Annotated in this window: 14 protein-coding genes and 1 pseudogene; 9 read left to right on the top strand and 6 right to left on the bottom strand. The window is 50.3% G+C overall.

Going from position 1 to position 13,218, the window contains the following annotated elements:
• Positions 1–50: 50 nt before the first annotated feature.
• From ACO6VD_RS02570 to ACO6VD_RS02560, 3 genes and pseudogenes are all read right to left on the bottom strand, one after another.
• Positions 51–1,109, bottom strand: coding sequence for an acyltransferase family protein (locus ACO6VD_RS02570; RefSeq protein WP_422416830.1), 1,059 nt, complete (start codon positions 1,107–1,109; stop codon positions 51–53).
• A 45-nt stretch (positions 1,110–1,154) separates the two neighbouring features.
• Positions 1,155–1,955, bottom strand: a complete 801-nt coding sequence (locus ACO6VD_RS02565; protein WP_422416828.1) for a hypothetical protein — start codon at positions 1,953–1,955, stop codon at positions 1,155–1,157.
• Positions 1,954–2,103, bottom strand: a pseudogene (locus ACO6VD_RS02560) (site-specific integrase); the annotation flags it as partial. The pseudogene ACO6VD_RS02560 and the gene ACO6VD_RS02565, both read right to left, overlap by 2 nt.
• A 452-nt stretch (positions 2,104–2,555) precedes the next feature.
• Between ACO6VD_RS02560 and ACO6VD_RS02555 the strand changes: the two are divergent.
• The 3 genes from ACO6VD_RS02555 (at position 2,556) to ACO6VD_RS02545 (ending at position 6,203) form a co-directional block, all read left to right on the top strand.
• Positions 2,556–4,406 carry a DUF7380 domain-containing protein gene (locus ACO6VD_RS02555; RefSeq protein ID WP_422416826.1) on the top strand — a complete coding sequence of 617 codons (1,851 nt, stop codon included), beginning with the start codon at positions 2,556–2,558 and terminating at the stop codon, positions 4,404–4,406.
• A 349-nt stretch (positions 4,407–4,755) separates the two neighbouring features.
• The gene (locus ACO6VD_RS02550) at positions 4,756–5,049 is read left to right on the top strand and encodes a plasmid mobilization protein (protein WP_422416824.1); all 294 of its coding nucleotides are present in this window, start codon (positions 4,756–4,758) and stop codon (positions 5,047–5,049) included.
• Positions 5,046–6,203 carry a relaxase/mobilization nuclease domain-containing protein gene (locus ACO6VD_RS02545; protein ID WP_422416822.1) on the top strand — a complete coding sequence of 386 codons (1,158 nt, stop codon included), beginning with the start codon at positions 5,046–5,048 and terminating at the stop codon, positions 6,201–6,203. The genes ACO6VD_RS02550 and ACO6VD_RS02545 overlap by 4 nt, the downstream gene beginning before the upstream one ends.
• 67 nt (positions 6,204–6,270) lie before the next feature.
• Here ACO6VD_RS02545 and ACO6VD_RS02540 read toward each other — a convergent pair whose 3' ends face one another.
• On the bottom strand, positions 6,271–7,059 hold the full coding sequence (locus tag ACO6VD_RS02540) for a hypothetical protein (protein ID WP_422416820.1): 789 nt from the start codon (positions 7,057–7,059) through the stop codon (positions 6,271–6,273).
• A gap of 133 nt (positions 7,060–7,192) precedes the next feature.
• Here ACO6VD_RS02540 and ACO6VD_RS02535 point away from each other — a divergent pair, with 133 nt between their 5' ends.
• The 3 genes from ACO6VD_RS02535 to ACO6VD_RS02525 are packed head-to-tail and all read left to right on the top strand — an operon-like array spanning position 7,193 to position 8,170.
• The gene (locus tag ACO6VD_RS02535) at positions 7,193–7,483 is read left to right on the top strand and encodes a hypothetical protein (RefSeq protein ID WP_422416818.1); all 291 of its coding nucleotides are present in this window, start codon (positions 7,193–7,195) and stop codon (positions 7,481–7,483) included.
• Positions 7,476–7,748, top strand: coding sequence for a hypothetical protein (locus tag ACO6VD_RS02530; protein ID WP_422416816.1), 273 nt, complete (start codon positions 7,476–7,478; stop codon positions 7,746–7,748). The genes ACO6VD_RS02535 and ACO6VD_RS02530 overlap by 8 nt, the downstream gene beginning before the upstream one ends.
• On the top strand, positions 7,745–8,170 hold the full coding sequence (locus ACO6VD_RS02525) for a hypothetical protein (protein WP_422416812.1): 426 nt from the start codon (positions 7,745–7,747) through the stop codon (positions 8,168–8,170). Before ACO6VD_RS02530 ends, ACO6VD_RS02525 begins: the two co-directional genes overlap by 4 nt.
• Here the strand turns inward: ACO6VD_RS02525 and ACO6VD_RS02520 are convergent.
• Positions 8,159–8,605: a hypothetical protein gene (locus ACO6VD_RS02520; RefSeq protein ID WP_422416810.1), complete on the bottom strand. Its 447-nt coding sequence runs from the start codon at positions 8,603–8,605 to the stop codon at positions 8,159–8,161. The genes ACO6VD_RS02525 and ACO6VD_RS02520 overlap by 12 nt on opposite strands.
• A 178-nt stretch (positions 8,606–8,783) precedes the next feature.
• Between ACO6VD_RS02520 and ACO6VD_RS02515 the strand changes: the two genes are divergently transcribed.
• The 3 genes from ACO6VD_RS02515 to ACO6VD_RS02505 all read left to right on the top strand — a co-directional run bounded on the left by ACO6VD_RS02515 (position 8,784) and on the right by ACO6VD_RS02505 (position 10,820).
• Positions 8,784–9,764 (top strand): hypothetical protein, encoded by a 981-nt coding sequence (locus ACO6VD_RS02515; RefSeq protein WP_422416808.1) that lies wholly within the window; start codon positions 8,784–8,786, stop codon positions 9,762–9,764.
• 68 nt (positions 9,765–9,832) lie between these two features.
• Positions 9,833–10,174, top strand: a complete 342-nt coding sequence (locus ACO6VD_RS02510) for a hypothetical protein (protein ID WP_422416806.1) — start codon at positions 9,833–9,835, stop codon at positions 10,172–10,174.
• On the top strand, positions 10,161–10,820 hold the full coding sequence (locus ACO6VD_RS02505; protein ID WP_422416804.1) for a hypothetical protein: 660 nt from the start codon (positions 10,161–10,163) through the stop codon (positions 10,818–10,820). The genes ACO6VD_RS02510 and ACO6VD_RS02505 overlap by 14 nt, the downstream gene beginning before the upstream one ends.
• Positions 10,821–10,822: 2 nt before the next feature.
• Here the strand turns inward: ACO6VD_RS02505 and ACO6VD_RS02500 are convergent, their stop codons facing one another.
• Complete coding sequence (locus ACO6VD_RS02500) at positions 10,823–13,189, bottom strand: phage tail protein (protein ID WP_422416802.1); 2,367 nt, start codon at positions 13,187–13,189, stop codon at positions 10,823–10,825.
• Positions 13,190–13,218: the final 29 nt, after the last annotated feature.

The following is a 13,218-nucleotide window of genomic DNA, read 5'->3' as shown; positions in this document are numbered from 1 at the left end:
CGGGGTGCTGTGATTCGTTCGCTCTACGCGAAGATTGTGAGGTTGGAACGCTAATTAATGCTCACACGTCGGAATCTTTCTGGCAAAAGTATCCTGGTGACGAGATGAGAACAACTTATCCCCAACTCGTCAGACCACCGAAATGCCCATCCAAGAATCACACTAGCAATGACTACAATACAATTTACCACAATACCCGCAGAGACTGAGCCGTCCACCAATATATTGAGCCTAACACCAAGCGAATGAATAACCACACCATGCAATATATATACAGGAAACGATATACTTCCCAAAAACTGGCTGAATGGATGCTCCAAAAAACGCTGACCTCCCCTACTGCAAACTGCAGACCATACTATTACTGCAGCTAGCACAGTCACAAGAACTGGGTGGCCAGTTTGTGGAGTGAATGCAAGCGCAACAGCCGCAATCAAGAATGCATATCCTGAATACGGGATATGAGTATCAGCCACGCCGACACTATTACGCATCTCAGCGAGAATTATACCAGCGACAAACGCCGCATAGATTGGCTGGACAACCAGAAAAACCAGGGCAACAGCAAAATAACCATAGAACCGCCAACTGCGGCGAGATAGCAAAAACACCAACAGCAGCGTAAGGAACGATCCAACAAGCTCATAAGGCATCGTCCAAAGCTGCGGAATTGGCCTTCCCGCAACTGGCGGTTCGAACATGAACGCCCCAACGAATGCAAAATGGGTAACCACCGATAGATCGCCAGCGGCGATCATTCGGGCTGGCGTAATGACCAGCCCTGATATAACCGCAAGATAAACAACAGCACATCCCAAGGCTATAGGAACAACTAGGCGAAAGTATCGACCGACAGAAATCCGAGCTAGCACGCCTAAATCATTTCTCCGCAAATAACCGACCGATAATGCATATCCAGAAACAATGAAAAATGCAGAAACTGCCGAGTCCCCACGGAACGGCAACAGTCCACCAAGCCACTCGGATGACGTCGCTGTGAGCGGGAAGTTCTGCACAAAAACGTGGTAGATCACTACAAAGAGCGCCCCCCATCCTCGAATCCCGTCGAGCGTTGATATGCGCTTCGCCCCTGTCGTTATTCCCTGCATGTCGTTCAGTGCCTTAGTGAGTTCACCGCGATAATACTAGAAACCTTAGGTCACACGGGGGAGCGATGTCCGGCAGCATGGTCTCTCGGTGCTGGCGGCGAGCAAGACTGACAGCTGCACATCAGCAGTAGCCAACTGATCACGCAGACGGCTTTGCTTGGTCTGTTCATCGATCAATTCCTGATAGTGAGTTGTATTCTGCGTCTTTAGGCGGCGCTCCCGAGCCAGACGCCGATCCAGCGCTTTCACTACAGCACGGGCGTACAGCCTCAGGCGGTCTTCCAAGCCATTGAGACCGCCATTGATACGGCGGGTGATCGTTTCGAAGTCGCCCTGATCGGCCAAGGTGTTGAGCCCCCGAGTGATGGTGACCGTGCCGAGGGCCTTGCCACTGGCGCTCTGTCCTCCCTGACGTGGCATTACCAGCAACTTGCCGTCGCCGACCTTGGCGGTGCAGTCGTACTGCTTGGCCAGGCGCGTGATGAAGTTGAAGTCCGACTCGTTGAACTGATCGACACGCGGCACCTTGGTGGCCACCGGACACATTGGCTGCCAGCCGTTGCGGGCCGCAAGGTCGCGGACAATCTGCTGCAGCGGCACCTCCTCCCGACTGCCGCTGCGGGTGGTCTTGCCACTGCCGCGCATATCGCTGGCCTTGCCGCGAATCACCAACGAGTCGGTCGGCCCCGACAGCTCGACCTCATCGACCGTGTAACGACCCAAACGTGCCAGCGCCTGCCCTTCATAGCCCAGGTACACCTCGATATGCGCCCCACGACTGGGCAGCTCGTTTATCAGTGCGGTAATGCCCCTGCCATTAGCGACAAGGCGAAAAACAGGTTTCATATACCTGCGCTGCCTGCTTACGGGCGAACGTCCGGTTCTCTTGGTAAACTAGCTTCTTGTCGCGATTGATACGAGTCTGGACGGTGTAGCTGGCTATGCCATCGGCCTTTTTGCGTGCTCTGATCGTTGCCGTGTGGAATTGGTACACGTCGATTTTGGATTGCTACATTGCACCAACCGCTTGGTAAAAACGCCCAAACCCCCCCGAAAATCGGTACAAAACACGTTGGACGAAATGCCCCTAGAATCCGCTGCAACCCCAGTAAACCTGCGCCCTGAGCCGTCCCGCCGCTTCAGCGTTGCGCCTATGATGGATTGGACTGCATAAGCAGGTTTTCCGTGGCTTGCAGATCATATCGTGTGTAATAGCTGTGCAATCGCACGCACACCATCGCTACATCTCTTCTCCACCTCCCATCCGGCTGGACTGATGCTGACTGGACAGATCGATCACTCGACTCCACCAGTCCTGGCACTACCGACTGGCACTACCCATTCTTCTACGGGCCGAGCATGCCCATGAGCCTGGCCATCATCGTGATATGAGATAAGCTGAGTCCACCAAAATGCCGGAGGGCCAAGGACGTGTCAGAGAGAGAAATGGAAGAGAAGCAGCCGCTGATGGATGTCGCGACTCTGGATGACTTCGAGCATATCGATCCGTCCTCGATCTTGGCGCTCAGCAACTCCTTACACTTTCATACCCTGGAGCGTACTTTTTTGAAGGCTTCTCAGGAGGCGGAGGCACGCGGGGATGGGGCAGCAGTTAGGGCCTACAAAGTTCTGGCGGTAATTTGCAGCTATCACTTTAACCCTGATAGACCGGATACGTTCACACCCCAGCTTATAATGGATGGGCAGCGAACCCTGATCCCTAGTGATTTTGTAGGTGAGCAGCAAGATATTCTGGTGGATATAGTTGAAAAGGTTGACCACCCCTTACTACGAGCCAGAATTGCGGACAGCTGCTGGTATATGAACAGAAAACTGCACGAGGTGGCGATGCTGGCCGCTGAGTCCTATCTAGTGGCAGTACAAGACTTTTTCGACAAGAAACTCCTCCATGAATATGAGTCCGACTTCAAAGTACCAGCAAAAATCACCAACCTGATTGAGAGAGCATTTTCAATATACGCCTCAACAGGCAAGAAAAATGAGATACCGCAGATAGCCAAGGACACATTATCTCTAGCTCACGAAACAGCAAAAGAGAACAGCAATTTAATCGCATTTTACGAATTATCGCTTATCCTACAAAGCTATCGCCTGACTGACTGGAGTGTAATAGCAAGTGAAGCTGAGTCCTTAGCATTAGCGAACAGCGCTACTCAATATGCCGAAGCCGTAAAAAAAATCTGGGGACTTGCAGCCCAGGCTTATACCAAGCTTGGTGATAAAGAGTCCGCGAAGCGATGCAAAGTTTCTGCAGTTGATCAAACCTTGCGAATGAGAGACAGCGTTAGTCAGTCGTCAGCAAAAGCGTATTGGACTAAATTAGCAATCGGCGAATACCGCTCCATCAAAGGAATGGCTGAAGAAATTGTAAAGCTGAAAGCTGAGCTACAGATTCTCGAAGAAGAGTCCTTAGATGACCTAGCCGAATTCAGCATGCCACTTGATCTCTCAGACATAAGGAAGCTCACTCAGGAGAAGTTTGAGAACCTTGAAGTTCACGAAATGCTATTCCGACTCGCGCTAATAGATAAACCGCCCCAAAAGGTAGCGCTACATAAAAGCTGCCTATCCAGAAGAGACCGTTACTTCTTTTCTTCAATGGCAGGTAAAACTTTCGCTGATTCGCAAGGAAAGATCATTGCCAACTCTCCGTCAGCACCGTTGGGAGCTCCTCCACCGGAGACCTGGTTCGATCATGAAAGCTTGGTAGATGTCAGCTTTAACTGTCATGTTGCCTCAGAAGGAAACATCAGGGCAGCATGCCAGGCCATGTGTCGCCATCAGCAAATAGACGAACGACATTTGATACCTGTAGTTTCACAAAGTGCTTTTGTCCCATATGGCCACGAGCTCGTATTTGCACTAGGGTTTGCTCGCCTGATTCAAGGGGATATGGTTTCAGCTGCCCACTTACTTATTCCACAACTTGAGAACTCATTGCGTTTCATTTTAGCGAATGACGGATCAAACACAGCAAAACTCAACATTGATCTGACACAGGAAGATCAATCTCTCAGCCAGCTATATTCCAACCAAAGAAAAGCTTTGGAGGCCAGGCTGGGCGTCGACATCACTTACATGCTCCACCTTCTTTTCAACCTAAAAGGCGGCCCCATGCTCAGGCATGAAATGGCACATGGCAAACTGTCTGCAAGCGATTGCTACAACCCTTCATGTGTCTATGCATGCTGGTTGATGTATCACATCACTTGCCTACCACTGCTGAGTCGTTGGAGTTCGCATGTCGCCCCGGCAATCCTAGAACTCGCACATTGACAATGTATGAGCGATTTCGCAATACCCACTTGCGAATTCGCTCTCCCCTATAGTAAATCCGCATTGAGCCTTTGCGAGAACCGCAATTACCCTATGTAGATTCGCACTCCCCAAGAGCGAAACCGCACTCTCCTATAGTGATTTCGCATTCACACCTTGCGAAAGTTTGGTTATACATTCAAATCTCTTAAATTTAATGTTGAAACACCAAAAGCTCCACAAGCACAATAAGCTTAGAGCTTGTTTATAGCCAGTTGTGTCTATGTCAGACAAGTAAGGCTAGATACTCACATCCCTTCGGGTGTTGCGTTAAGAGGCTCGATAACTAGAATAATAAAGGTGGGTCAAAATGAAAACTATTGAGAAGCAAAACAAAGAATCCCGCATCACCCTGCGACTAAACAAGGCTGAACTAGATACCCTGAATGCCAAGGTCGCTGAGGCAGGCTACAAGTCCGCAGGCGCGTTTATCAGAGACTTCGTAGCTAACGGTCAGGTGAAGCCCAAAGTCGGCCAGGAAGTTGTTCAGGTCGCTCGTGAGCTCATGAACCTGGCATCAATGATCAACGCTGACCGTCCTGGTTCCGAACTGCTGGAAAAGGTTAAGTACATCGCCCAAGTGAATCTTGGAGGTGTGAAATGATCGGTAAAATCTTCCCGAAGTCAGCAGGCTCTTTCAAGAATCGCATTCGCTACATCTTTGGCTGCACAAAGCACGACCACGAGATCTCCGGCATCCGAACCCTCAGCTTCAACACGATGAGCAAAGATCCGCTTCCAGGCGTTCTCCAGGGCAATGAGTCAGACCTGTCGGAGATGATCAGGGAATTCGATCAAGTAGAGACACTCCGTCGCTTCTCTCTCGACTCCGACAAGGCTATCAAGCCAGTCTTCCACGCGATGCTAAGCCTGCTCCCTGGAGAGTCCCTAACGTCGTCCCAGTGGCGCACAGCAGTGGACAAGTACATGACTGATCTAGGCTTCGACGAGACGAACCAGTACGTCGCTGTAATGCATCAAGACAAAGACCATCAGCACGTCCACATCGTCGCCAACAGGATTCGCCTCAATGACGAGTTATCCATGGTCAAAGACAGCAATGAGCGAAGCATCAGCCTGGACTCAGTGTCGGGCATAGAAGATCGCTTCGGCCTCACCAAGGCACCACGACCTAAAGACACCTGGGGCGTCTCGATCACCCACGCGGAACTCCAAGCCTCGATACGCGACGGTGACCTGCCACTCAAGCACAAGATGATTGCGAAGATCGCCGGGGCAATAGAAGCCACGAACGACCGGAATGGAGACATGTTCGACTTCGTCCGTGCGCTACGGAAGCAAAAGGTCTACATCAACCTGACACTCAATGACGAAGGCCAGCCGAAAGGCATCAGTTTTGAGTTTGATGGCAAACATATAAGTGGCAGACAACTCAAACGCTCCAGGCTTACCTGGCACAAGCTAACCACCCAAGAGGGAATACACTATGATCCAGAAACCATTCGTGAACTTCAGGTTGAAATTGCAAGAAGAGATAGTGAAGAACAAGAAAGAGCTCGAATCTATTACTATGAATTCGTTGCAACCTCAAGAAAGAGAAGAAGCCCAATCTACGTCAAGTTCACAGCCAGGGACTATGAAGTCCAGAAAATGATTCAGGAGATTCTTGAGCTCCTCGACGCTATTTTTGATGCATTATTTAAGCCCAGGGAATGCAGACTGAAACGTAGCTACATTGAATACATCCCAGGTCGCGCCATTCAAATTCCGGAACACGAAAATTCTCTGTCGGCTTAGTTTCAGGCTGGACAGTAGATCAGTAAACAGTCGAGCTCCCACGCTGTGGAAGCTCTGACCTTTGGCATCAGCTTTTGGCTCTCAATGACTGACTTATTTCATAATAGCCTTCAACGTGGCTTCCTATCTCATCGTAAATTAATCGTTGAATTTCAGCTTTGGCAGCGTTGTATTGCTTGGCAGACTCTTCCTTGGCCACCACGGACGCTTCAAAAGCTTCTTTGTTCTTCAGAATGACACCCATCTGCTCCCTCGCCGCTCGATATGCTTCAGCCATGCCAACGATCTTATGGAGCTGCCCAGGAATAGGTCTTAGCTTGGTGTAGGTAGAATATTTTTTATTTTCTTCTTCTGAGTTATATCTTGACTCATACTTGGTGAAATACTCATAAAGATCAATTTGTTCCTGTATAAGTCCAGCCAGGCTCTTGGTTATGAACTCTTCCATTCTGTACTGCGCACTATCCACATCCTCCATCGCCATGAGTTCAGACAGCTTCTCTGTTATTCTTACTACTGGCTGCTTGAATATAAAGCTAGTTCGAAATGGGACATTTATGGGCGGAGCCTTCTCCTCAAGTAAATCTGTGAAATCCAGCGCGCTGTAGTCTAGCTTGATGGCAGACTCTCCGAATTTTTTATATTCTTCTTCTAGCTTGGATACCTTGCTGTTAAAGCTAGCAGATATGGGCGACATTTTTTTGGCTGCTGCTCTTACTTGTTCAGCATCGAGTTGAGCCGCAAGATATGCAAGGGCATCAGATTCTTTTGCCTCGGTAGCGGAAACAGAAGCTCGCATGATTGCATCATAAACTTTATTTAGCCCATGCAAAGCAATATCTGCCGCTACGTACATTGAAATTCCAGACCAATTCGACACACTTTACTCCGGCGAAATTATTCGTATTTTTCCGAATTTTACCAGCGCAACCATTTGCTGGCAAACCTGGCAAGCGGTACAATCAGGTGTATATGTAAATGGAGGTTGCATGGCTCGTTGCGCATTGATTTACGAAGCATATGTTTTGCACAATGGTAATGAGATTGATGTTGCCGGGCTTACATATGGGGTTATTGATGGGGAGGAGTTTGACGGCGAGTTGAATCAAACTTTCCATTTGCGAAAAGCGTGGATAGATGACATGGGCATTGGAGTCAAAGACATACAGGGGCATGAATACTTGATACTCAGTCTCGACGATAAGCCTGGTGAGCTGTTTGATTCGATGCATGCCTTGCTTGCTCTGAGCTTCCTGCATGAGAAACCTATCGATGTCTGATCAATGGACTTTTCATGATGCAGTCTTTGCGCGCTGGAACGGCGGCATCACGGTGTTTGGCTTTGCTTACAAAACTGCTGACGGCATAGAAAGTGGCACCGGGCACCACACCAGGGTTGCCAAGTCGTGGCTGGAGGGAACCACCCTGCATTTCCAGGGTACTGATGATCGAACGTATCGAGTGATCTCCTGGGAAAGGGCTGAGTTCTCAGACGCTGCTGACGCTTACGATGACGTTGTGAAAATGGCCGGGGGTGATGCATGAGAATTAACTGGATAGTGCCCGTACGAGCGCTGTGGGGCTTGGTGCGCTGGCTCATACACCAGATCAATGTGTGGGGTGGAATACTGATTTCGATCCCGCTGATCCCTGTTATCTGGTTTTTCGTAATGATGATGAAGGGAGCACGCCGCGTGGGCAGGATGATCAAGCGAGCTTTCAGTCCTTCTGACCACGTACTCAGTGAAGTCGTAGCAGACGAAGCAGGTTGGATCTACGGCCAGGTCGATGGTGATACCACAGCTTTCGGGCTGTTCGCAGAGCTCCACGTCGAAGCACGGCTCGTGAAAGAAGGAATGGTTCTGCGCGACCGCACCGGCAAAACCTTCCTTGTGACTTCTTTTGAAAAAGGCCAGAAGCCAGCACCCTTAGCCGCTCTGCTCGCTGAGTCGTTTTTACGAGAGTAAATGCCTCAGCTGCTCTCTCGATAGACGCATGATCTCAGGCACTGTGTAGATCTTCCTGGCCACCAGTGTCTTTGCCATGTCGTAAGCATCAAGATCTCCGCCAACACTCCCCACCGCGCTCATCAGGCCCAACTGGTCATACTCCGATAGCTGAGCCTCTCCTCGGGCCTTTTCGGCCTCCGCTTTAGCCTGCTTCGCACGAACTTGGGCCTCTAATTCGCCAGCTCTAACTTCGGCCCTACTTATAAGTGCGCGTAAGCCGGCTTCGCCGAATACTTCGATTACATCCAGCGCAATATCAATAACTTCCTGAAGTTCCTGGGCATCATCGTGCGCATATTCAAGACCGCACCCACAATCCTCTCTATACAAGTCACCACTTTTAATAAGTGCTCCAGCAATTGCCTGGTGATTAATCGAAACTTTGATACCCATTATTATTTTCCTTTTTCTGGCTGGGATTTATAAACATCATATTGAATTGGACTCGCTCACTCAATAAATAAATGCAATCTATCCGAAGGTAGTTTGATGTCAAATAGCCCGCCCATGCTATTGCACTGCCTGGAACCCCTTATATAATGGGCTCATAGAAGGATTTTCGAGGTTTCCAATGAGCAAAAAGTTGTCGGCATTACTTGTCGCAATCGCATTTCTATTGTCTAGCGTAACTGCAATTTCAGTTGCCTTGGCTATGTATGCACTGATTGAAGATAAGAACCTTGCGCTTCTTTTCGCGTCTGCAGCCGTGCTATTAGATATCTTCAAATATCTGGCGTGGCCTGTTGCTATTCGTCTTTTGCGGGGTGTAAGTGCGGCTTTGACTATTGCATGCGCGCTGATGTTGTCAGGTGTGAGCGGCTGGGCAACTTATGATCGACTAATGACTTCGATCAGTGTCAGTAAGGCTACGCATGAAGTGATGACAACTGAGCGTGTTGCCGCACTTACAGCCATGGCTCAGAAAGACTCAGCATTGATCTCTCAGCTTGATAAAGAGATCTCCGATGCCGGGGCGCAGGCTAATGACTTGCGTAGTCGCGGGATGGTTTCTAAAGCGCTAGAACTCGAAGAGTCAGTAGGTTCTCGTGCAGCAAATCAGCGCGCTCAGGCAATTGGACGCATCAACGCCGGGTCTTTGGAGATCGCGCACATCAAATCAGGTGTTGCTAAAGCGTCAAGCCTACCGCCGCTGCTCGCTCAGTTTCTGTGCCTCGGTTTTGCGCTGTCCCTGGAGATCGTTCCTGCCTTGATTCTGTCTGGTGTTCGTAGCTCTAGACGCTCTAGCATGCATGTTGTAGCCTCATGCGCCATTGAAACGCCATCACCGGAAATTGAGGTGGCTGGCATGCCAGAGGGGGTGACGGAAACGCCAGAAACGCCGAAAACTGGAGAAACGCTGCTCGACTCGAACGCGGAAATCCTGAAAACCCTGGTTGTTCACGCAAAAACCCTGGAACCCGGCACGCCGGTGAAGCTCAAGGAATTCGCGAAAAACTCAAGGATCGGGAACCTCCGGGCTGGTCAGATTTTCAGGAACGCAGAGAGTTTGGGAGTTATTAGAAAAACCACAATTGGGTATGTAACTGCGTAGTAAAAACGCTTTTCATGATAGTTGCCTACCCGTAGCATTGATGCAAACTTATAGAGCAATGGAGTTGTATGCGTATCTATCGAGTGGTGTGGGCAATATTTATGTTTAGCGTCGTCGCGCCAGGTTTTCTACTCGCGTCTGCGACAGAGCTTCAAACTTTCAGCGAGACAGTAATTTCTGCGCGAGATTTTCTGCACAGCTATCATGCTCCAAACATAGTTATGGACTTGCTGGGGTATCCGATTGCGGTAATGGCCACGATATTGCCTGGATCTAGCACATTACTGCCCTTCATCGGTGAGATGATCTGGGAAAATGTTGGAGTAATCTTCCTTGGCGTTGCACTCCTTAATGTTGAGCCCCCGTTTTATAAGCCCGAAGCCGAGGAGTTAGAACATGCTGCGGCGTAAAACTTTCGCTAAGTTTTTTGCTTTTATGTGTATGTTCTGGTTTTTTGGAGAAATCTTCCTGGGTTACAACAGAACGCTGATGGCCGACACATTTACAGGGAATGTTTACCTGTACACGCAAAACAATGGATCGAGACAGCTAACCCCTATTAACGCCAAGATTAAAGTAGATGTGATAGACCGAGGCTATATCAACGACAGAGTAAGTGATATCTCCAGCTCCGGCCTGCGAATAAAGTTCACCGGTGACACAACTGTGCTGAAACAGTACGGCATTGATCCCGGATTGATGAAGGAAGACTCTCAGGGCGGGATGTGCGAAATCAAAAAATCCAACTCACGCACTCAAGAACCTCTATTCCTTGCAGGCATGAAAACTGAGTATGGGGCGTGGAAGTCATATTATGCGTCTGCACATCATCTGACGTTCCTAAAAACCTTAGAGGATGATGTTGACTGCAAGTCCATCCACCTGGGCATTTTAAACTCAAGTAGTATTCAAATCGTTTTCGACAAACTTAACGGGCAAGGGATGTTCTTTGCAGATTTGAAACGCGACAGCCACATACCTCTCCTCCAGCGCCTTGTGATGTCGCTTCGATCCAACAATGATGGTGAACAAGCAAGGTTTCTGGTCAAAAACTAGCTTTACCTGGTCACGCTTACCCTGGTGACCACTGAATCTGCAAACCCTGGCTTTTGAGCACTGATCTCGAAAGTCAGGCTGCTGTAGTAAGCCCCACCATTAAGCACAGCTTCATCAGCAAACGCCCATGACTCCCCAGTGATCCCGCTGACAGTTTTGACGACCGTACTTCCAGACTTCACAACCACCTGATAGCTAGATTCGCTCAACTCGCTTTCGTCATCTCCGTTGAAGACAACAGTTGGCACGGCTCCATCACGCTTCCGCCAAGTCAAAGTAGCAACACCGGAAATCTGCCCACCCTCGACACCATTGACCCTAACTCGACCAGGCGTCCACGGAGCTACGTTCGCTCCGGCAACGCTGTACGAATGCACGACAGCATCATCGACATCGAGCACTCCAGTCTGCGTCCGTGGCAGCATTCTGAGAGACACCGACTCACTCTTCGCATACTGCCAATCGGTAACCCCGAAACCCTCGGAAACAGCCCAAACACGAGCCCCCGCAGGGTGCGCCAGAGGCTTTGTATTAAACAGCCCACGGTTAACCAGGCCAAGTGTCACAGTAGTAGAGTTACTCGGCACAGCGGTCTGATACGAGATCCACTCTTTTCCCAGGGCACTGACGATCAGCATCAAGCCAAGCCCCTGACGAACCTCGTCAGCGGTGATCGACGAAAGCTCAGCAGATGGCCCAGAAAGCACCAGATTCACATCAGTCCACCCAGTCCCCATGGCCTTCATAGTCGAGAACAGCGGCGTAAACGGCATCGCCCCGGCATCAACGTAGCCACTGTCAACACGGCCCTTTACTTGAAGCTGGTAGTCCAGCGCAACGCCAGGATTCTCTGCAACAACAAGCACGCTTGCGGTGGTTTGGTTTGTCGTCAAAACGGTCGGAGCATCAATGATGTCGTAGCGCGTGATGTCTGTTGCGTCGAATGTGGGTTTGCTCCAGGTACGTTCGGAGCCGTCTGCGTACAGGCTCATAAACACGCCAAACACGTCCTGTACCAGTGTCAGCCGCACGGAGCCATCTTGAGGAGCACCAAGGTCGACGCCTGTCACGCGCATCACGAGGTTGTCGACGCCTTCAGCGGGCCAAGACAGCCGCACTACATCACCGACCTCGGTGTGCGCTGGGCCACGGTTGCACTCAGCGGTGCAAGTAGCCAGGGGAACCGATGCGCTGGCCATCTCTCGCATCACGATCTTCGCTGCGGTCTCTCGCGTGCTCACCATTGGCATCTGGACAACCTGTCCATCGGAGTCGCCCTTATGGATGCGCACGGCATTATTCTGAGCGATCACTGTACGCTCAGTGAAGTCGTCCTCGATGCTTGTGTACTTGAGTTTTACCTCGGTGATCGCGGTGTCTAGAGAGCCGCGTGTGAACCCGGAGAGATTCTTGATGTTCGACTGATCGAGCAGTGGCAGCTCGTCGACGATGTAGTCGTTCCTGATCAACCTGAGCTTCAGAGCTCCTGTCGCTGGATCTGTCTGCAATGAACCCTGGATCACACGTTTGACGTCATTGATCACGTCACCTGCAGTAGTCGATGAGTCAATGACTGCTGAGATGCCCAGGCCCTCGTCAAACAGAGTTTTAGCGGCTGACGTGAACGAGTCCAGATCGATTGACGAATGGCCGAGGTCAGCGCCGTAGAGTCCGTGCGTGATCATCTCGTACATGAAGAATGCTGGGTTTGCGTCGAGTCCGATTTGCTCGTAATCCTTGAATCTTTCGTCCGGAGATTTTGGGAATCGAGAAACAACAAAGCTCGTGGCTTGTGGGCTCGATGAATTCCCGATGTACATGCCTTCGAGGACGCAATAAGAAACGCCACGGATCGCAGACACGAGGTCGCTCCCAACCTTACCGACCAGGTATTCATTCGCCGTCTGCGTCAAAGCGCCTGGGTAAAATCGCAGGGTGCCGGACACGCCACCTGAGCCGTTTGTGTCGCCCCCGAACAAAGCAGGTTTGTCGATCTGGATTGGGCCACCCGTGCTCAACCCTGACCACGCGATGTCGTCACCAAATTTGATCTCGCGCAGGAGGACGTCTGGGCCGTGGCATACGCCTAGCTGCACTCCCATAAAGTATTTATAACCAGTTACGACTTTCTTGGAGCTGAACATCCCCTTTGTCACGGTTTTGATGGCTGCATTGCGTAAGTCGCCATACCACAATACGTTCGGCCCTGAGATCCTTCGAGTACCCGCCAGAACCTGAATTGGACGCTCTGCGGCAGACGGGAAACTGAAGTCCTCAAGACCTGCTGCTGTCGGCTTTTCGGTTTTAGGCTGCATCCTTGCGACCATGATCATCGATAAGACGAACATCGCCATCATGAAATAAACCATGCTTACCTTCTTATTATTCTTATGGGTAA

This window comes from Pseudomonas sp. GZD-222, from assembly GCF_049310525.1.
Classification (GTDB): domain Bacteria; phylum Pseudomonadota; class Gammaproteobacteria; order Pseudomonadales; family Pseudomonadaceae; genus Aquipseudomonas.
This window is presented reverse-complemented; position numbering and strand designations above follow the sequence as displayed.